Here is a 19,593-nt window from a genome sequence, read left to right on the forward strand (position 1 = left end):
TTCTCATAGACAATGGACCGCAGTCGTGCGATTACTGTTTCTGTGGAACAGTGTTCCCGTCTGGTGTCCGGTCGAGGCGGTCGAACGCGCGGGCGGCAAGCGCCACCGCGACAAACGACAGTGCAACGGTAATTCCAGCCAGTAAGAGGCCAGCGTCGTACTTCAGCGGCGGGTAGTAGCCGAACCCGTAGTCGAACACGTCGTTGACGAGCGCGAGCGTGAGCGCAAAGGCGAGCGCGCCCCGCGTCGTTGCGCCGTATCGCGGGACGAGATACGCGCCGACGAGAAATCCAAGGTGGGTCAGCATGATGCCCCAGTAGTCCCAGAGCGCAGCTCCGGAGAAGCCAACATAGAGGTCTGGTCGAAGGTTGAGGGCGACGAACGTCCAGATGCCGTACTTCACGAGCCAAACGAACGCGAGCGTGTGGAGATACGCGAGTGGGCGGTTGACCGGCGCGTCCGAAACCGATCGCCCAAGGTTCGGAAGCAACGTCGCAGCCGAGAGCGTCAACAGCGCGAGCGCGGTCGGTGAGTCACCGAAAAGCGGGTAGAGAAACGTCGGAAGGTCCGAAAGCGACGGGTCAGAGTGGACGTAGAAGCTCACGCCGACGAGAAACGCCGACCCGGTGAGGACAAGAAAGACGACGAGACTGGGTCCGTTTCCGAGGTAGTACTCGACCCACTCGTCGACCCGTTCGTCGAAATCGAAGTCACGACGGCGCATCGGCAAAATCGAGGAGGCGGCAGGAGAAAAGGCCGTCGGGCTTGCTTCCAGTACCCCGCACACACCACTGTTCGTGACTGCCGAGAGCGAAGGACAATTAGCCGGGCACACTGAATGGCCGATAATGAAAGCAGCCCTCGTCATCCTCGACGGTTGGGGTCTCGGCGACCACGACCGCCGAGACGCCGTCAAGGCAGCGAACACACCAAACTTCGACCGCTATCGCGACACCGGAGCCTTCGGCACGCTCGTCACCGACGGACGTCGCGTCGGCCTCCCGGACGGGCAGATGGGCAACAGCGAAGTCGGCCACCTCAACATTGGTGCCGGTCGCGTCGTCAAACAGGCCTACACGCGCATCGGCGACAGCATCGACGATGGCTCGTTCTTCGAGAACGACGCGCTCACGGGCGCGTTCGACTACGCCGAGGAGAACGACGGCCGCATCCACTTCATGGGGCTCGTCTCCGACGGGGGCGTCCACTCCGACCAAGAGCACCTTTACTCGCTCATCGAACTCGCTGCAGACCGCGGCATCGAGGCCGTCACCCACGCCTTCACCGACGGCCGCGACACCAGCCCACACGGCGGCGAGGAGTATCTCTCGGCCCTCGAATCTGTCGCGGCCGAACACGGCACCGGACAGGTCGCGACCGTCAGCGGGCGCTACTACGCGATGGACCGCGACGAGAACTGGGAGCGCACCAAGCGCGCCTACGACGCCATCGTCGAGCGCGAAGCCGGGTGGACCGCAGAAACGGCCGTCAATGCGGTCACGGACTCGTACGACCGCGGCGACACCGACGAGTTCGTCGAACCGACGCTCGTCGACGACGCGCCCGCACTCGACGACGGCGACGCAGTCGTCTTCTTCAACTTCCGCGCGGACCGCGCTCGCCAACTCGTCCGAATGCTCGCCGATATCGAACCCGAGTGGGCCGTCGAGACGACGCCGCCGGAGACGCTGCTGACCACGATGACGCAGTACGACAAGACGTTCGACCTCCCCGTCGCGTTCCCACCGGAGCAGCCAGAAGACACTATCGGCGACGTGCTCTCCGAAGCCGAGATGACGCAACTGCGCCTCGCCGAATCCGAGAAGTACCCGCACGTCACCTACTTCCTCAACGGCGGCCGCGAAATCGAGTTCGACGGCGAGATTCGGCGCATCGTCGAGAGTCCGGACGTTCCGACTTACGACCTCCAACCGGAGATGTCCGCACCCGAACTCACCGACACGGCCATCGACCTCATCGAGACCGAAGACCCCGACCTGATGGTTCTCAACTACGCGAACCCAGACATGGTTGGCCACACAGGCGACTACGAGGCGGCTATCGAAGCGGTCGAAGCGGTGGACGAGCAACTCGGCCGACTCGTCGAGACGGTCCGCAGCCACGGCGGTCACGCCTGTCTCACGGCCGACCACGGAAACGCAGACGACATGGGGACCGAAGACGACCCTCACACGGCGCACACCTTCAATCCAGTCCCGTTCGTCTACTTGGTTCCCGAAGCAGTCGACGGAGAGGAGACCGAATCGCCGACCATCCCTGATGAGAAGGATGACACCGACCCAGACCGTCCGCTTTCCGGCGGCCGAACTGTCCGAAAAGACGGGTCGCTGTGTGATATCGCACCGACACTGCTCGAACTGGTCGGCCTCGACCAACCGTCCGCGATGACGGGCGAGTCGCTGCTCGACTAACGCGGCTTATCCTCCGTCGACGCCCACTCCGCCACGGTAACGGCGGTACGCCGGTGGGACGAGAAGCGACACTCCCGCCAGCGCAGCGAGGGCAGCGAACTCGGGTTGAATCACCGCCTGCAGCGACTCGGTCGTGAGCGTCTCGACGGATGCGCCCGCGACGACGCCCGCGACAGCCCACGGGAGTTCTCCAACCGCAGTCCCGAGGACGAACGCACCGAGCGAGACGTTCGACACGCCCGCGGCCACCGAGACGACGTCCGAAGGTATCGGAAGGAGTCGGCTCGCAGTCACGCCGCGGACCGAGCCAGTCACCGCGACAGTTTGCTCGCCGACGTCTGCGAGTCTGCCCGCGCCACCGACGTGACGGGCGAACAGGAACGGTGGGATACTCGTCAAGACGATGAGTGCAAGCGCGAGCGGAATCGCCGTGGGACCGAGTCCGAACCCAGCCACGAGTGCGAGAAGCGTCGTCGGCCACGCGACAAAGGGCCTGACGAGTGCGAGTGCACTCACCGCGACGACGAGCCGAACTGGGTCGGCAGCCAGCCACGCGACGTGGCTGAAGACCGTCTCTGGAGAGACAGCGAGCGCGCCCGCGAGGACGAACAGGAAAGCGAGTCCAGCAGCGAGGCGGGTACGAGGCACGGGGTCTCGACCGTGGATGTGCTCGCGGCGACCAAACGCTTTGTGCTTCGGTGGGCTTTAGCCCGCACCGCTCCGAGACAGAGTCGAACCGTGACTGGTCCGACACGCGACGAGCTCGTGGAACTCGCGCTCGAACTCCTCGCCCACCTCGAAGCCGACGAGCTCTCGCTCGCCGAGGTCGTCGACCGCATCGAGACGGTGACGACTGACCCGACGCTCACACGCGATATCCTCGATACGGCCGAGATGCGCGGTATCATCGACCGCGAAGGCGGTCGAATCCGTCACAATCGCGGTGGGACGTTCGTGCGCTTCGAGAGCCAAGTGGTCCAAAAAGAAGGTGAGTTCGACTGTCGGCGCTGCGGTGCGTCGATAACCACGGGACACTTCGTCCAGTTCGAATCGGGCGAACTCGGCCCCTTCGGGTCGTCGTGTATCAGAAAGGTACTCGGAAGAGAATAGAACGGCGGAGATTCGGTGCGCCGTCTCTATCGGCCGCGTCGCAATTCCTCGATGAGCTGTTCGATGAGTTCCTGCTGGTAGCGAATCTGCTCGCCCTGTGTCTCGACGACTTCGCGGAGTGACTGAATCTCGGCGACGATGTCTTCCTCCGACGACACTGCCTCGTCGGCAGGTTCGAAGCCAGACCCCTCGAACCCGAGGTCCCCGGCGTCTGCGACTGTAGCGTTCGTGGATTCGACAGGCTCCGTCTCTGTCCCCGTCTCTGTTTGCCCACCTGTCGTCGGTGTTGCCTCGACTGGCTGTCGTTCGACGCTTTCGGCGGGTTCTTCTTCACGTGTCGAGTTCGTCGGGTCTTCGGAGAGTTCCGCCGGATTGGCACTCAATGGGTCTGGACCCTCTCCGAAGTTGGTGTTGTCACGTTCGGGTTCTGCTTCCGCCTGCTGTTGTGCTTCGGCCATCTTGACCCGGAACTCTTCGAGACTCCCGACGCCGTGGTGGTCACAGATTGCCTTCGAAAGCTTCTCGCGGACGAGGCGTGCGTCCTCGTTCGGCGTCTTGAACCGCTCTTGGCGGCCATCGACCGTGAGAACGACCGTCGTGGCGACGCTCCCCGACTCGAACGTCAGGTCTGTGACATCGTCGTAGTGGTACGTCTCGTAGTCTTCGTCCCACACCGCGCTTCCGATGTGTCGGACCACGCGCTTTTCGGTGACCACGAACGTGAGTTCGCTGAATCGGAACGCCTCGACGAGGCGCTCGTCGTCGCCGACGACGCCCGCGCTCGTGAGAACGCCTTCAAGAATGGGTTGCAGTGCTTCGTCGAGACGCTTCGCCGACAGGCCGAACGTTTCGGACCCATCGAGGCCGTAGTCGAGCGATATCTTTGCTTTTCGTCGTCCTTCTTTCACCGACACCCGCTCGGCGGCGTGCGAAAATTCGTCGACGGACTCGTCCGAGAGCAGGCCCTCTGCACGGTAGACGAGGGTCCGGTTCGGAGTCACAAACAGTTCGTCCTCGCCCCCGAGGTGGACGCGAGACACCACGGTCTCCTCGTCGAGGATGGACTGGACGATCTCCGGTTGGCTCATGGGTTGAGTCACCCAGTGTTAGGGCATAAATCCGTGGGTGATGCGGCCAATCGAGTCCCGTGGTGACTCCTCTCGAAGCCGTCGAAGATGAGAAGCTTAAATACAACCAGCACACAACGGGAAGTTGAGCCCGGGTGGCTTAGCTGGACATAGCGCCGCACTCATAGGGTTTCACAATCGGTGCGGAACGCCTTGGAAGCCTCCGCCCCTCGCGAGGTCATGCCGGCCTCGCACCTGGGACATGCGGAGATCGTGGGTTCGGAGCCCACCCCGGGCATACCATTTCTGAAGATACTCACTTGGATTAGATAGTCGCGTCGCAGTCTATTGATTTTCACCAGCCTGGACACTGCAGCGATTCAGCGAAGCCCTGGTTCGAAACTTCGAATCCTCCGGTGACTCAAACAACGCAGGCCTCCACCAGATCGCTTCAAGAAAAATTGGAGACACGGAGTTCGTCGAACGTCAAAGGAATGTGATTCACTCGTTGGTGCCGCTAGGAAACGAGCACGAAAGCAACACCGCGACCCTGCTATCGACCCTGGAATTACGGGGACGCACCGACGACGAATCGTCGTGACTACTCCCTAGAGCACACGCTCTCTGGCCAATTGCCTCTCTCACTTTCTGAGCCGACTACGTCGACCAGAGATATCTACTCCTCCGACTCACCGGTGACTGTTCGTATTGGGTTGAGTGCTGCGGCTCTTGGTGTAGCGTCGAAAGAAAGAATAGAGCCGGGAAAGTCCCGGTGGTTAGTTATCCGAGTTAGTCGCGGCGGACTGCGAGGAGCGCCGCAGCGACGAGCGCGACGAGAGCAACGGCGATGCCGAAGCCAGGCGTGTCGGTGCTGGTCGTTTCGGTTGCCGTCTCAGTCGTCGGTTCAGGAGTCTCCGTCGTTGGTTCAGGAGTCTCCGTCGTTGGTTCAGGAGTCTCCGTCGTCGGTTCAGGAGTCTCCGTCGTCTCTTCCGGCGTCTGGGTTGCCGTGTCGACAGACTCGACGACGTTGCCGTCGACCTCTTCGTCAGAGGCGACGTCGCCAGCACCGGAGAGAGTCACGGTGAAGGTGTCACCGACGTTCTGCTCGGAGAAGTCGAACGTGGCGGAGAACGTGTTGTTCTCGGTCACGTAGGCGGTCGCCGTCTTGAGGAAGCGCGGCTGAGTGTCGCCGTCGGACTTCACGCGGACGGTGAGTTCCGTACCGGGTGCGACGTCAGTCGTACCCGTGACGGTCTGACTTTCCGCGTTCGTGACGTTGACCGGGTCCATGTCGAACGTGTGCTCTGCTTCGATGTTCTCGAAGGAGGTCGTCATGGAGTTGTCGTCTTCGACCAGCGCGAGGTTGCTGTTCGAGACGTCATCTTCGCCGACCATCTTGAACTCAACGTTGAACGCGTCGTCGTCTTCGAGTTCAGCGTTGTCGTTCTCGTTGTTGTCGATGATACCGTCGTCGTCTTCGTCACGGACTGCGTCGATCTCTTCCGTGTTGAACACGACGAAGTAGGTGTCGTTGTCACCGTCAGCGACGACCGACGCGTTGCTGACGTTGATGATTTTTGCGTCACGGTTCGGACCAGGGTTGCTCTGGTTGACCGTGAGGCGGTAGGAGTCGTTGTAAGCGCCGCTGAAGAAGTTCGGCGTCTCGTCGTCCTGAGCGCCCACGAAGCCTTCGAGGCCGGGGGCGACGATCTGGATGACAGCCTTGTCGCCGAAGGCGACCTTGCTGTCCTGCGTGATGTTACCGTTTTCGAGTGCTTCGTTCACGTCGTCGAGGTCGCTGAGGGACTCAGAGTCCGGCGCAGTCCACATTGCGACCGTGTCGACGGAGGCGTCACCAAGGACGAGGGAACCGACGTTGTCGGCGTCCTTCGCGGAGTCCGTACCGGTACGGATCTCGAGTTCGTAGTCGCCGGAGTCGATGAGATCGTTGGTCGTCTCGCTGACACCAGTGGAACCGTCGTTGCCCGTCAGGATCTCGTCGTCACCGTCTTCGACGTCGAAGACGTCATCCACGGTGGAGCTGGTGGATTCGGAGCTGTCCCAGAGGATGACAACTTCGCCGTCCTCGTCGCCGTCTTCGACGGTAACGTTAGCCTGGTAACCATCACCGTCGTCACCGATGGTGACAGTAGCTTCATCAGTGTTCGAGAGCGTAACAGGGATTGCGACGACGTCACCACGTTCGTCGTTGATGACGCCATCCCCACCGAAGTTCGTCTTACCTTCTCCAGCCTCGGTGACCGTGATCGTGTCGGATTCGACCGTCACGCCGGAGGCTCTGTCGATGACTTCGACTGTGTAGTCGCCCGTGCCGATGTCATCGGAGGAGGCGTTGAATTCGAATTCGTAGTCACCCTGACCGTCCGTGGTCGCGGTGATGGTAACTTCTTCGATTTCGTCGCCGTCGTCGTCGAGGAGGCGGACTTCGATGTTACGCTGGTCTGCGCGAGCGCTAACCTCACCTTCGATGAGGTCCTCGTCGGTGACGTTCAGGTCCTCGATGGCGACATTCAGGTTAAGGTCACGAATCTGGACCTTCTCGTCGAGCGTCGAACCGATCGTGATGTTGTAGCGCTCGGTGTTGCGGTCGGTCGTGTCGAAGATGAAGACTTCGGAGTTCGAACCGGTGCTACCGTCGCGGAAGAAGCCTTCGTTGTCGTCCTGACTTTCGTCGGACTCGATCGAGACGTCCTGTGCGACGCTACCGCCGGTCAGAGCGACGACTTCGCCCTTGTAGGCACTGGTGGTGGAAACAGAGTCGTCGTCTGTAACCGTAACCGTCGCGACCGTAACGGACGCGTTGTTGTCGTCGTCGAGACCATCGTCGACGTTGTTACCGTCGAGGTCTGTGACGTCGTCGCCAACCATGACCTCGATTTCACCGGTGTAGACTTCGTCAGTCGTCAGAAGAAGCTGACCGGGGTTCTTCTGGGTAACTGCCGTGATGGCACCGGACTGTTCGTCATCGTCCTGGTAGAGCGTGAAGTCAGCCGCGCTGACACTGCTCATGTCAATCTCCTCGCTGAATGCGAGCTCGACGACGTTCGTGCTCGTGTCGTTCACGAAGTGAACGGCCGAGTCAAGCTCGGGGTCGTCGCCGTCCGAGACCGAGAACGTGTCGGTCTCGTCGGCAGCATCGCCATCAGACGGAGCACCCGTCTGTGCGATTGCGCCAGCCGTGTAGGACTGACCCTCGTCGAGACTCGAGATGTCGATCGTCTCGGAGAAGGAGCTAGCGCCACTGAGCGAGGTGTTGTTCGTGTGCGGTTCATTTGCCTGGAAGTTTCCGTCGCCGTTTTCGTCGACGAAAACCGTCAGGTTGTCTTCCGTACCTGCGAGGTCACCACTTACCGTAAGGGTGTCACCGCTCGCAGATGCAGAGACGTTAGACGCAGCCGCAGCAGCACTGCCCGAGAACGCGATGGTCCCGGCGAAAACCGAGAAGACCATCAGCGCAGCGAGAAGCACTGCACGGATCTGTTTGTTACGTGTCATTGTTGTTGATGGGTGTTGCAGTCGGGGACACCGTTTTCGTCAATCCTCGGATTGAGTCGAACCGGGCAAAACCCGGACCGAGGTGGGGTACTCACAGGTGTCTCCATGGGCAGGGGTACGGTTGGACATGTTGGGCGTTCACGGTAAATACTTTGTGTGATTGACTTAATCTGAAACGTTAACAAACATGTAGTACAGGCCCAGAAACGCCAATGTACCCCACAAGACATATGTAGACAGAAAGTGTATCTGTTTAACGCGTGCGCACGCCACCTTGGGTAGGAACGATGTCCCCGGTTCGCCGGGGACTTCTTCGTTCTCGACGAAACAAACTGTAGAGCGGACGCGCTTTCCTCGACAACTGATTCATTGAGTCGTACCTTACTCGGATTTGACTGAACTGTAGTCAAGTAATATACTCAAGTGATGTACTACACTTCTCTCTCGCGCGAGCGCGCGATAAGAAGCAATTCTCTCGAAAATAAGTTCTCAAGAATTACTGTTCAATTGGGACTATTCCTGCAACCCCATTTGGGAGTTCGCCGCCCTTGCCACCTGCCCCGACGTGCACAGCAATAGAGTGACAACTCCCCCAAACGTGTCAATAGTTCCTATTGAACGGCCGATTTCGGGTGCCGTTCCAAGAATAAACCCCATATAAACCCTATATTAAGAGAGAATTTATCGGCCCTAACATACCATTAATTTGGCACCCAGTTTTAAGTCACCCCACGATAACCATCGGTTGGACACACTAGGACGGCCACCGGGCAGAGGGGGAGTGCAACCCATCCCCCTTAGTACATCTGTAACAGGGTGTACTCACGGCCGTCTCGGTGTGGGACACAACGCAACACATGAAACTCAAGAACCTCTTCACAGAAGACCGCGCAGTTTCGCCAGTCATCGGGGTTATCCTGATGGTGGCCATCACCGTGATTCTCGCAGCCGTTATCGGGACGTTCGTCCTCGGGCTTGGCGACCAAGTGCAGGAGACGGCACCCCAAGCGAGTTTCGCGTTTGACTACAATGGTGCAGGCAACCTCACCATCACTCACGAGAGTGGTGAACAGATCGCAGCTAATCAAGTGACAGTTACTGGGCCCATCAACAGCGACGGTGGCAACTGGACCTCGTTCGGCGGCTCCGACCCGATTAGTGCAGGCGGAAGTGTCGTCGTAAACTCCTCGGCAGGGACGTTCTCTGACGGGGACACCGTCCGTATCGTTTGGAGCTCCGAGAGCGGTGGCACCTCGTCTACCCTCCAAAAGTGGACTTACAATGGGTAATGAACGTCAAAGAACTCCTCGCTGACGACGACGCGGTGTCCCCAGTCATCGGAGTCATTCTGATGGTGGCTATCACCGTCATCCTCGCTGCGGTTATCGGGACGTTCGTCCTCGGCCTCGGCGACCAAGTGAGTCAAACAGCTCCGCAGGCGAGTTTCAGCTTCGACTACACAGATAATGGTGCAACTGACAATCTTACTGTCACCCACGACAGTGGTGAGGCAATCAATGCGGACAATGTGAACCTGACTGCAGGTTCGAGCTTCACTGCAATCACTGGCAGTGGCTCTGGAACCTCGCTAACCTTCACCGACCTCGGCGTCAGCGGCGACGTAACTGCCGGGACGTCGGTTGAAGTGACAGGCGACTTCAACTCCGAAACCTTCCGCGTCGTGTGGACCGCAGAATCCGGCTCCACGTCTGCAACCCTGCAGAAGTGGTCTGGACCGGACGCCTAATCGGAACCAACCTTCAGTCATCCGTTCTTCTTCAGATGTGATAACTACCCGATAGCCTTAGGTACGGGAATTCGAATAGTCACCTACACACACAGTCACGGACTATGAAACTCCAAAAATTCCTCACAGACGACAACGCAGTATCTCCCGTCATCGGAGTTATCCTGATGGTGGCTATCACCGTCATCCTCGCCGCGGTTATTGGGACGTTCGTCCTCGGCCTCGGTGAGCAAACGGAGACCGCACCACAAGCCAGCTTTAGCTTCGAATACGACAGCAGCGGGAACTCGAACCTAACGATTACGCACGAGAGCGGTGAAGAGATCAACTCTGACCGCTTGAATGTCACTGCCAGTACTGAAATCACGAACCAGTCGGGTAGCCCAGCTGCTGCAACGAGTCTAAGCTGGACTGACCTTGATACTGGAACAGCAGTCGACGTGACCGCAGGGTCCTCAATTACGATCAAACCGAGTAGCAACACGCTCGGTAGTGAAACCGTTCGTGTCGTCTGGACCTCGGACTCTGGTTCTTCGTCCGCAACGCTCCAGAAGTGGTCTGGCCCGGACGCCTAAACCGACAGCTGCCACCGCTGCTCTTTTCTTTGTCCCAAATCCCCGATAGCCTTAGGTGAAATCAACTAGAATGGTCAACTGTTAACACATTCAGGAACCATGAAACTCCAAGAACTTATCACAGACGACGACGCGGTATCGCCAGTCATCGGGGTCATCCTGATGGTGGCAATCACCGTCATCCTTGCCGCGGTCATCGGGACGTTCGTCCTCGGCCTCGGTGAACAGACGGAGACCGCACCACAAGCCAGCTTCAGCTTTGAGTACAACCAAAGCTCCAACGACTACTTGAACATCACCCACGAGAGCGGTGAAGCGATTAACTCAGACCGGCTGAGTGTGAGTACTGGTGTGGAAATCAATTCCACAGAGAATACGAGCAACCAGAATTCGAACAGTGTGTCATGGACGTTCCTAAACAATGGTCCAGAGGACGTGAAGGCAGGTTCGGGAGTCACAATCTACCCCGAACCTAGTTCCACCCTCGCCGACCAGACCGTCCGCGTTGTCTGGAACTCCGAGTCCGGTTCCTCGTCCGCGACGCTCCAGAAGTGGACTGGACCGAACGCGTAACCGCGGAGAAGATTCTTTTTTGAACGCCGATTCCTCGTCGGAGAGCCGCGTTTAGACCGGACGGCCGCCTTCAGACGTACCGACGAGCCACGTACCGAGGGTGAGTGCGGCTGCGGCGGGGACGAGTGCGTAGGTCATCGTCTGTGCGGAACCGGGGAGCGCACCCGGAATGATGCCAAGGGTCCCAACGACCATCAGAACCAGTCCGATGAGCGCTTTGCGCGAGGTGAGTAGTCCCATGTCGTGTCTCTGCGGAAGGGGGCGATATGGAACTTGCGCTTTTGCGTGGCGAGCTACGCCGACTCGTACTTCTTCTCGCCCGCGGGCACGACCACGTCGAGCCAGTTTTCTTCCGGGGGGAGCGGACAGTCGAAAGTATCGGTGAACGCGCAGAAGGGGTTGTACGCGAGGTTAAAATCGACCACGACCTCGTCGAGTTCGTCGAGCGGGGCGTCCGGCGTGAGTTCCATATATCGCCCGCCGTCGTAGGTCTGCTGCCCGGTCGTCTTGTCGCGGAAGGGGACGAAGAGCGTCTGAGAATCGTCGTGTTCCTGTCGGTACGCTCCGAGTACGAGGTCGGTGTCGCGGAGTTCGAAGTGGAACGTCGCGACGCGCAGGTACCGAACCTCCCGACCGGCAGAGGTGTCCATCACGACTGGTTCGGGGTCGACGTGTGTCTCGACGGTCGCCGTCATACGGAACTCGGGGTCTGGCTCGAAGAAATCCAGTCCGTCGAAGTCGTCGCGGTCTGCGGGCGGAATGGGTGACTGCGGGTGGCTGTCGAAGAACTCGTCCTTCTCGCGGCGCTTCGCCCGGAGCGACGTCACGTAGGCCTCGGGGTCGAACGCGTCAGCGTCGGTCATGGCCGGGGATACCCACCGGCCACACCTACACCTGACGGTTCTGTACGGACTGGTGAGGCGGTTCTCGACTCAGACGGAATGGTCTCGTTTGGCGGCCGAAAGCCGGTGGAACTGCTCGGACGAGAGGTCGATAGTCGCAGCGGCGAGGTCCTCCCGAAGTTGGCTGACGGTTCGTGCACCGATGATGGGTGCTGTGACCTGCGGGTGGTTGACGAGCCATGCAAGGCTGACTTGTGCGGGCGTGGCGTCGACTTCCTCGGCGACGGCCTCGACCGCGTCCAGCACGTCGAAGTTCGCCGACGTGAGATACGAGTCGGCGAATCGCTGGTCGGTCGCAGCCCGGGAGTTTGGCGGCGGTGACTCGCCACGGGTGTATTTCCCGGTGAGGAATCCGCCGGCAAGTGGCGACCACGGAACGACGCCGATGTCGTAGTCGTCACACATATCGAGATAGTTCCCTTCGACCTCACGGTTGACGACGTTGTATCGGGGTTGGGCGATGCGGAACGGTTCGTAGCCGCGTTTGTCCGCGAGTTCGTTCGCCTTCACGACCTTCCACGCGTTGGGTTCGAGCGTCGAGGTGCCGAGGTAGTTGACCTTCCCGTCGCGGACGAACTGGTCGAGCGTCCGCATGAACTCTTCGACCGGCGTGCCGTCGTCCCAGCGGTGGATGTACAGGAGGTCGATGTAGTCGGTGCCGAGGCGGTCGAGGATGCGGTCGATTTGCCGACGGAGGTGCTTTCTGCTCAGTCCGCGACCGTTCGGGTCGTCTCTCGTCGGCCAGAAAATCTTCGAGGCGATGACGAAGTCTTCGCGGTCTCGCGTCGAGAGCCACTCGCCGATGTAGGTCTCGCTCGCGCCCTCGCCGTACATGTCGGCGGTGTCGATGAAGTTCCCGCCGGCCGCGGCGTACGCGTCGAGAAGTTCGTGCGCCTGGTTGGCATCGACTTCGACCTCGTCGGCGTCGTTACGGCGACCGAACCGCCACGTTCCGAAGGCAATCTCAGAGACCTTCGTCCCGGTCCGTCCCAGTGGAACCGTCTCGAGCGACATACGAAGACCGACGGAAGGCTGGTGGTAAAGGTCCACGATTTTTCGCCGAACAGTTCGACGGCTGTTTCACTCGCGAGCGCGACAGCCAACAATCGAAAACGGAGCGGGGAGGGGCGACGTGCGTTCGTTACCGGCCGTAGTTGTGTCCGACGACGAGCGCGACCGCGTTTACCGCGACGAGTGCGACGAACACCGAGAGTTCGTTCGACTCGAGACCACCGTGGAGGAGGGGCAGGTACAGGAATGGAAGGGCAACAGCGGTCCAGAAGCCGACGAATCTGAGTGGAGCGGCGACGAGTTTGACGCCGGATTTGTTGTGCTGTACGTTCGCGAGAACGTCCCATACTTGGGCGAGGCGTTCTCGGGGGACCGTCGATGAGGAGTTTGACATAGTGGAGGGCTCACCTACAACCTGTATATCGACGTGAGGGGTCATAATTCCGCGCGAGAATTCGGCTCGTTTTATGGTCGTTTAGGCAGTATATTCTTATAAATGTGAAATTTTATCATGTCCTCAAAACCGATTTAACGATTCATAACGTTCGCTAACTCTTTTATTCAGATATTCACTCTCTCTTATTGTACCATCGTAATTGGTTGAATGTCTATCTAAACAGCCACATAAAACACGAACGTCGTGAATACTGGAGAGTGAGCGCAAGTAGCGGGTTAATCGGTCTATTCGAGCCACACAGAGACCGTCGTTCGCGACGAGTTTCCCGCACCGATTTATTCGACCGGAACGAGAGACGAGGCATGGCTGACCTCAATCGCATCGCAAAGCGCATGTACAACATCCATCCGAAGCCGATGCGTCTCGTCGTCGGCGACGACATCGAGGGGACGTTCACCCTCGATAGTGCGGAGTTCTTCCAGACTGATTTTCAGGCCGAAGGGAGCCGCGAAGGCGACGACGCCGTCTATCGGTTTACGACGACCGAAGACAACGATGCAGTCATCGTTGGCCGACAAGACCCCGACAGCGACGGCTGGCAGATGGTCGGAAACGTCGCGTCCGTCGAGCGAATCGACTCGTAAGACCGTTTAGTCTGCTGCGTCGAGGCCGCCGTCCCCAAACCGATGTCGGAGTTCGCGGCGAATCGCGGCGCGTTTCAGCAGCACGAATCCAACGAAGATGAGTCCGAATCCACCAGCAGTTGCTGTGTTCGGAACCTCGCTCAGGAACGCCCACCCCGCGAGTGCAGCGAAAAGCGGGGCCACGTAGGAGACGAGGTTGATTTCGATTGGCCCGAGCCGTTCCAAGAGGTCGAAGTAGATGAGAAAGCCGAGCGCACTGGCTGCAATCGAGAGATAGCCGAGTGCGAGCATCGACTGCAAGTTGACCTCGACGGTCGCAAGCGACTCGCCGAGACCGAATGAGACGACGTGCATCAACAGCGCGCCGCCGAGCATCGACCACGCTTCCATCGTCTCGATGGGCAGGTCCGAGTCGACCCGCCGGGTGAGCACTGCCCCGAGGGCGAACGCGGCCGCCGCCCCGAAGATAAGTAGCTTGGCGACGGTGCCACCCGCAAGAAGGTTCGCTGGGTCGAGTTCCGACAGCACGGCGACGCCGACGAGTCCGAGCAGCATCCCGACGATACCGAGTGCGGTCAGCCGCTCGCTCGGAAGCAGTGCACGCGCGAACCCGGTCGTGAGAATCGGGCTGAGACTCACGATGACGGCCGCAGCAGCGCTCGTCACCGTGGGGTCGTTTTGCCCGATGAACAACAGCACGTGGTAGGCGGCGATGAGGAATACGGCTCCAATCGCCACTTCAGTCCACTCTGCGCGACCCCGAGGAAGCGGTGTGTCGGTCGCATAAAGTGCGTATCCGAGCATCACGACGCCAGCCACGTCGTAGCGGAGCGCGGCGAAGAGCACTGGCGGGAAGTACGCCAATCCGGCCTTGATAGCCATAAACGCAGAGCCCCATACGGCTGCGAGAACGACGAAGAGTCCGAGGTTGCGGTACCGTGTCACACAGATGATGTGCTATGCGTGTGCCTGAACGTTTCGTTCTGGGGAGGTTTCGCCGGAAGATGAGCGGAGAATATCGGCGGGTTCCCCCTGCTGGAACGCTCAGTCGTCGGCTGAGACGGGCGCGTCCGCCGTCGTCTCGATGACTTCGACCTCGTCTGACCCTTCGTAGAGGTGGCACGCGGCCGGATGGCTCGTATCACCGACCCCCGGACGACGTATCTCACAGGGGCTTTCGAACGTTTCACGAAGCACAGTCTGTGTCTGCTCGACGTCGCCGTCAGCGAGGTGACCGAGTGCAGCGTCTACCACGCTGGCGACTGCGCCTCTGAGTTCGACGTCGACGTGTCGAGCACGAGCTTCTTCGATGAACGCTTCCTCGTCGACTCGCTCAGGGTCGGCCGCCTCCCAGATGTGGTCCGGGTTCACGTCGCCGACGACGAGCGCGTCGCGGAGGTCCATCACGGCCCGGTACGCCTCTTGGTCGATATTGAGGTCGCCTGGCGGGATGACCTTCGGACAGCGCGTTCGGAAGCGACACCCGGACGGCGGGTTCCGCGGTGACGGAACGTCGCCCGAGAGTGCGTCCACGCGGCGACCCTGCTCGCCCGTCGATGGTCGCGGGACGCTCTCCAACAGCGCCTCCGTGTAGGGGTGTTTCGGCGATTCGAACAGTTCGTCCGTCGGCCCCAGTTCGACGATGTTTCCGAGGTACATCACGGCGACGCGGTCGCAGATGTGCCGGACGACAGAGAGGTCGTGGGCGATAAACAGGTACGTCAGGCCGAATTCCGTCTGCAGGTCGTCGAGGAGGTTCAGGACTTGGGCCTGCACGCTCACGTCCAACGCTGACACGGGTTCGTCGAGGACGATGAACTCGGGTTCGAGCGCCAGTGCGCGGGCGACACCGATACGCTGGCGCTGGCCGCCGGAGAACTCGTGTGGATAGCGGTCGAGTTGGGTCGCTGAAAGGCCGACGCGCGCCAACAGCTCACTTGCCTTGTCACGCCGCCACTCTCGTTTGGACTTGTCGCCCGGGTCGACGGGCATGTCGTGTATCCGAAGCGGTTCGGCGATGATGTCGCCGATAGTCATCCGTGGGTCGAGACTCGAAAACGGGTCTTGGAAGACGATTTGGGCCTCTTTTCGGAATGCCTTGAGTTCAGCTGAGCCCATCTCGAAGACGTTCTCGCCGTCGAACTCGACTGCCCCGCCGGTGGCCTCGCGGAGTCGCAACAACGTCTCGCCAGTCGTCGATTTCCCGCACCCGGACTCGCCGACGAGTCCGAGCGTCTCGCCGGGTTCGATGTCGAACGAGATGCCATCGACTGCCTTGACGCTCTGTCGCTCCCGACCGAGCAGGGTATCGACGAACGTGTCCTGCTCGTAGTAGTATTTCTGGAGGTCGCGGACGGACAGGAGTGGCTCAGTCATCGGCCATCACCTCCTGCTCCAGTGCGTCTGCTTCGTCGTACTCGCGTTCGGCCAGGACACAGCGAACGCTGTGGCGGCCGTCGAGGTCGTACTCTGGGATGCGTGTCATACAGTCTGTCATCGCTTTCGGGCAGCGGTCCGCGAAGTAGCACGCGTTGGGCATCTCTGATTCGAGGAGACTCGGAACGTTGCCAGTGATAGGTTCGAGACGGTCCGAGGGGTCGTCGATGTCCGGAACAGACCCCAGTAGGCCCTGCGTGTACGGGTGGACCGGATTCTCGAAGATGTCGCCGAGTGGCCCCCGCTCGACGATTTCTCCGGCGTACATGACGCCGACGCGGTCGCACATCCGGGCGATGACGCCCAAGTTGTGCGTAATCATCAGGATGCTCATGCCCTCCTGTTCTTGCAGGTCGCGCAGGAGGTTGAGAATCTGCGCTTGAATCGTCACGTCGAGCGCAGTCGTCGGTTCGTCGGCGACAAGAATGTCCGGTTCGCCCGCGAGCGCCTGTGCAATCATCGCCCGCTGGAGCATCCCACCGGAGAACTGGTGTGGGTACTCCTCGGCACGGTCTTCGGGGTCTGGAATTCCGACTTGGTCGAGCAATTCGACCGCACGGTCCATGCTCTTGTTCGAGACGTAGTCTCGGTTGGGCAGGAACGTATCGAGGATGGCAGACCCGAGTCCGTAGCCTTGTGTTCGCGAGCGCGTGCGCCGCGGGTTGGCGCGGGCGCGACGCTGTACCTCGACCGCCTCGGCGATTTGCTCGCCGACGGTAATCGAGGGGTTGAAACTGCTCATGGCGTCCTGGAAAATCATGCTGAACGACGGCCCGCGAAGCGACCGACGGACTCCCTTGGGGAGACGGCGCACGTCGACGAAGTCGCCGTCGACCGCTTCGGGCCTCGACCCGCGGAACTCCTCGGCGAGGTCGGCGTTTCGGTACCAGACCTCGCCGCCGGTCACGCGGCCGGGTGAGTCGATGAGGTCGATAACCGACAACGCAGTCACCGACTTCCCCGACCCGGACTCGCCGACGATGCCGAATATCTCACCGTCTTCGACGTCGAACGTGACCGAATCGACGGCGTTGACTTTCCCCTCTTCGGTGAAGAAGCTGGTCGAGAGGTCGCGAATCTTGAGGATGGGTTCGGCCATCTCAGACACCTCCCTCGCCTTCGATGCCGGGGTCGAGCGCGTCGCGGAGCCAGTCGCCGACGAGGTTGAGGCCGACGACGGTAATCACGATTGCCAGCCCCGGTATCGTCGAAATCCACCACGCAGTGGACTGGTACTGGCGACCCAGTGCAATGTCGAAGCCCCACGACACGTCGGCCCCGGAGAATCCGAGGAACGACAGCGCGGATTCGAGCAGGATGATAGCCGCCACCTGAATCGTCGCGAGGACGAGAATCGGCGTGATGGCGTTCGGGAGGACGTGTCGAAGCACGGTCCACCCGTCGCTCGCGCCGAGTGCGCGTGCGGCCTTCACGTACTCTTCTTCGCGTATCGAGAGCGCTTCGCCGCGCGCGACGCGGGCGAACCACACCCAGTTGACGAGCGCGACGACGACGATAACGGTCCCCGGTAAGACCACCGTGTCCGGCATCCCCGTGGTGAATCCGAGCGCGGACCGGAACGCGGGTGCGAGTCCGGTTACGACGAACGGGTCGGGGATGGGTGCTTGCGCTTGGCCCCAGACGCCAACGAGGGCGATAGCGAGGACGAGCGAGGGGAACGCCAACATGATGTCGGCGCTCCGCATCAACACGTCGTCGACGCGCCCCCGGTAATACCCCGCTGTCAGCCCGACGAGGACGCCGATGAGAGCGGCCAACGAGGTTCCGAAGATGCCGACGAGGATGGACGTTCGCGCGCCGTAGATGACGCGTGAGAGGATGTCTCTGCCGTTCCCGTCGGTCCCGAGCGGATGGGCCGCGGTCGCGTTCGTGTAGACGGTTCGCTCTTCGGTGACGACCTCACCGCCTTCGATGACGACGCTCCCGTTTTCCATCTTGGTCACCTCCCTCGTCTCGGCAGTACTGAAGCCGACTGGCGGGAGACGTGCTTCGTCGAGGTTCTGTTTGCCCGGGCTATACGGCGAGATGAACGGCGCGAAGACTGCCATCAAGAGGATGAAGACGACGACGACGATGCCAATCTTCGCGAGAAGGCTCCGCCTGAGTTCGCGGCGGAGATTCCTGAGTGTGCGTTCCGATATCATCGATAGACGACGTGGTTCAATCGTATGCCACCTGTGGGTTGACGTACGCGTAGAGCGCGTCAACGAGGATGTTCACGAGGACGAAGCCGACAGCCACGACGATGAGCGACCCCTGAAGGACCGGCCAATCGCGCGCGTTGATGCTGTTGATAATCAACGTCCCCAATCCCGGCCACGCGAAGACGGCCTCCGTGATGACGGCCCCGCCAATGAGGGTGCCGAGTTGGAGGCCAATGACGGTAATGACCGGGATGAGTGTGTTCCGAAGTGCGTGTTTGTACCGCACGAGCGTCTCGGGAAGCCCCTTCGCACGCGACGCCCGAACGTAGGTTTGCCCGAGTTGGTCGAGCATCCCACTGCGGGTGAGTCGCGTGATGAGCGCCGTGAAGTACGTCCCGAGCGTGACTGCGGGCAACGTGATGTGCCATAGCCACGTCGTCAGCCCATTGACCGCCTCGCCGAGACTCCCGCTCACGAAGAGCAGCACAATCCCGTCGACACCGATAGGTCGCTGACTCGTCGGGAACAGGTCGAACTGCACCGCGAGGACGATGATGAGCATCACGCCCAACCAGAAGTTCGGCGTGCTAATGCCGACCAGCGAGAACACCGTCGCCCCGTAATCGGCGGGCTGGTGTCGGCGCGTTGCCGAGATGACACCGAGGGGGATGGCGATGACGATTGCGACGATGGTCGCCGCGATAGCGAGTTCGAGCGTGGCTGGCAGCTTCGCGAGCACGCGCGCCGCGACCGGGGTGCGAGTCACGAGCGAGTTGCCGAGTTCACCGAGCGGGATACCCGAGATGAAGTCCCAATACTGGACGTAGAGGGGTTCGTTCAGCCCGAGTTCGGCGATGACCTCAGCTCTGACCTCCGGGTCGACGTCCGGCGGTAACAGGACGTTCGCCGGGTCGCCGGGGGAGATAAACCGCAGTCCGAAGACCACGGTGATGACCCCCCAGATGACGAACAGCCCTTGCAGCGAGCGCTTGACGAGGAACCTCGACAGTGACATTGA

Annotated in this window: 20 protein-coding genes and 1 tRNA gene; 8 read left to right on the forward strand and 13 right to left on the reverse strand. The window is 60.7% G+C overall.

Features of this window, described 5'->3' with window-relative positions:
• Positions 1–31: 31 nt before the first annotated feature.
• The gene (locus C453_RS15365) at positions 32–724 is read right to left on the reverse strand and encodes a DUF1405 domain-containing protein (RefSeq protein WP_008325845.1); all 693 of its coding nucleotides are present in this window, start codon (positions 722–724) and stop codon (positions 32–34) included.
• A gap of 124 nt (positions 725–848) precedes the next feature.
• Here C453_RS15365 and gpmI point away from each other — a divergent pair, with 124 nt between their 5' ends.
• Entirely contained in the window at positions 849–2,432 is a 1,584-nt protein-coding gene (gpmI, locus tag C453_RS15370; RefSeq protein WP_008325846.1) for a 2,3-bisphosphoglycerate-independent phosphoglycerate mutase, read from the forward strand.
• Between the two features lie 6 nt (positions 2,433–2,438).
• Here gpmI and C453_RS15375 read toward each other — a convergent pair whose 3' ends face one another.
• Positions 2,439–3,080: a TVP38/TMEM64 family protein gene (locus C453_RS15375; RefSeq protein WP_008325847.1), complete on the reverse strand. Its 642-nt coding sequence runs from the start codon at positions 3,078–3,080 to the stop codon at positions 2,439–2,441.
• Between the two features lie 90 nt (positions 3,081–3,170).
• Between C453_RS15375 and C453_RS15380 the strand changes: the two genes are divergently transcribed.
• Complete coding sequence (locus tag C453_RS15380) at positions 3,171–3,542, forward strand: DUF5830 family protein (RefSeq protein WP_008325848.1); 372 nt, start codon at positions 3,171–3,173, stop codon at positions 3,540–3,542.
• 26 nt (positions 3,543–3,568) lie between these two features.
• On the opposite strand, the gene C453_RS15385 is transcribed toward C453_RS15380, so the two are convergent.
• Positions 3,569–4,630, reverse strand: coding sequence for a DUF7115 domain-containing protein (locus tag C453_RS15385; RefSeq protein ID WP_008325849.1), 1,062 nt, complete (start codon positions 4,628–4,630; stop codon positions 3,569–3,571).
• 128 nt (positions 4,631–4,758) lie between these two features.
• Here C453_RS15385 and C453_RS15390 point away from each other — a divergent pair.
• A tRNA-Met gene (locus tag C453_RS15390) sits at positions 4,759–4,907 on the forward strand.
• 491 nt (positions 4,908–5,398) lie between these two features.
• Here C453_RS15390 and C453_RS15395 read toward each other — a convergent pair.
• On the reverse strand, positions 5,399–8,125 hold the full coding sequence (locus tag C453_RS15395) for a BGTF surface domain-containing protein (protein ID WP_008325850.1): 2,727 nt from the start codon (positions 8,123–8,125) through the stop codon (positions 5,399–5,401).
• Positions 8,126–8,982: 857 nt separating this feature from the next.
• On the opposite strand from C453_RS15395, the gene C453_RS15400 reads away from it, so the two are divergent.
• The 4 genes from C453_RS15400 (at position 8,983) to C453_RS15415 (ending at position 11,020) form a co-directional block, all read left to right on the forward strand.
• Positions 8,983–9,414 carry a type IV pilin gene (locus tag C453_RS15400; protein ID WP_008325851.1) on the forward strand — a complete coding sequence of 144 codons (432 nt, stop codon included), beginning with the start codon at positions 8,983–8,985 and terminating at the stop codon, positions 9,412–9,414.
• Positions 9,414–9,872 carry a type IV pilin gene (locus tag C453_RS15405; RefSeq protein ID WP_008325852.1) on the forward strand — a complete coding sequence of 153 codons (459 nt, stop codon included), beginning with the start codon at positions 9,414–9,416 and terminating at the stop codon, positions 9,870–9,872. The genes C453_RS15400 and C453_RS15405 overlap by 1 nt, the downstream gene beginning before the upstream one ends.
• Before the next feature lie 104 nt (positions 9,873–9,976).
• Positions 9,977–10,447 (forward strand): type IV pilin, encoded by a 471-nt coding sequence (locus C453_RS15410; RefSeq protein ID WP_008325853.1) that lies wholly within the window; start codon positions 9,977–9,979, stop codon positions 10,445–10,447.
• 99 nt (positions 10,448–10,546) lie between these two features.
• The gene (locus C453_RS15415) at positions 10,547–11,020 is read left to right on the forward strand and encodes a type IV pilin (RefSeq protein ID WP_008325854.1); all 474 of its coding nucleotides are present in this window, start codon (positions 10,547–10,549) and stop codon (positions 11,018–11,020) included.
• 51 nt (positions 11,021–11,071) lie between these two features.
• On the opposite strand, the gene C453_RS15420 is transcribed toward C453_RS15415, so the two are convergent.
• From C453_RS15420 to C453_RS15435, 4 genes are all read right to left on the reverse strand, one after another.
• Positions 11,072–11,260: a hypothetical protein gene (locus tag C453_RS15420; protein ID WP_007542906.1), complete on the reverse strand. Its 189-nt coding sequence runs from the start codon at positions 11,258–11,260 to the stop codon at positions 11,072–11,074.
• Between the two features lie 53 nt (positions 11,261–11,313).
• Entirely contained in the window at positions 11,314–11,883 is a 570-nt protein-coding gene (locus tag C453_RS15425) for a DUF1684 domain-containing protein (RefSeq protein ID WP_008325855.1), read from the reverse strand.
• Between the two features lie 69 nt (positions 11,884–11,952).
• On the reverse strand, positions 11,953–12,936 hold the full coding sequence (locus tag C453_RS15430; RefSeq protein ID WP_008325856.1) for an aldo/keto reductase: 984 nt from the start codon (positions 12,934–12,936) through the stop codon (positions 11,953–11,955).
• A gap of 127 nt (positions 12,937–13,063) precedes the next feature.
• Entirely contained in the window at positions 13,064–13,327 is a 264-nt protein-coding gene (locus C453_RS15435; protein ID WP_008325857.1) for a hypothetical protein, read from the reverse strand.
• Between the two features lie 365 nt (positions 13,328–13,692).
• Here C453_RS15435 and C453_RS15440 point away from each other — a divergent pair, with 365 nt between their 5' ends.
• Positions 13,693–13,974 (forward strand): hypothetical protein, encoded by a 282-nt coding sequence (locus C453_RS15440; RefSeq protein WP_008325858.1) that lies wholly within the window; start codon positions 13,693–13,695, stop codon positions 13,972–13,974.
• Positions 13,975–13,980: 6 nt separating this feature from the next.
• On the opposite strand, the gene C453_RS15445 is transcribed toward C453_RS15440, so the two are convergent.
• From C453_RS15445 to C453_RS15465, 5 genes are all read right to left on the reverse strand, one after another.
• Positions 13,981–14,919 carry a DMT family transporter gene (locus C453_RS15445; RefSeq protein ID WP_008325865.1) on the reverse strand — a complete coding sequence of 313 codons (939 nt, stop codon included), beginning with the start codon at positions 14,917–14,919 and terminating at the stop codon, positions 13,981–13,983.
• 99 nt (positions 14,920–15,018) lie between these two features.
• Complete coding sequence (locus C453_RS15450; RefSeq protein ID WP_008325867.1) at positions 15,019–16,350, reverse strand: ABC transporter ATP-binding protein; 1,332 nt, start codon at positions 16,348–16,350, stop codon at positions 15,019–15,021.
• The gene (locus tag C453_RS15455; RefSeq protein WP_008325868.1) at positions 16,343–17,509 is read right to left on the reverse strand and encodes an ABC transporter ATP-binding protein; all 1,167 of its coding nucleotides are present in this window, start codon (positions 17,507–17,509) and stop codon (positions 16,343–16,345) included. The genes C453_RS15450 and C453_RS15455 overlap by 8 nt, the downstream gene beginning before the upstream one ends.
• Before the next feature lies 1 nt (position 17,510).
• Positions 17,511–18,575 carry an ABC transporter permease gene (locus C453_RS15460; RefSeq protein ID WP_008325870.1) on the reverse strand — a complete coding sequence of 355 codons (1,065 nt, stop codon included), beginning with the start codon at positions 18,573–18,575 and terminating at the stop codon, positions 17,511–17,513.
• Positions 18,576–18,591: 16 nt separating this feature from the next.
• Complete coding sequence (locus C453_RS15465; protein ID WP_008325872.1) at positions 18,592–19,590, reverse strand: ABC transporter permease; 999 nt, start codon at positions 19,588–19,590, stop codon at positions 18,592–18,594.
• Between the last annotated feature and the right edge of the window lie 3 nt (positions 19,591–19,593).

The sequence above is a fragment of the Haloferax elongans ATCC BAA-1513 genome (assembly GCF_000336755.1).
GTDB classification, from domain to species: domain Archaea; phylum Halobacteriota; class Halobacteria; order Halobacteriales; family Haloferacaceae; genus Haloferax; species Haloferax elongans.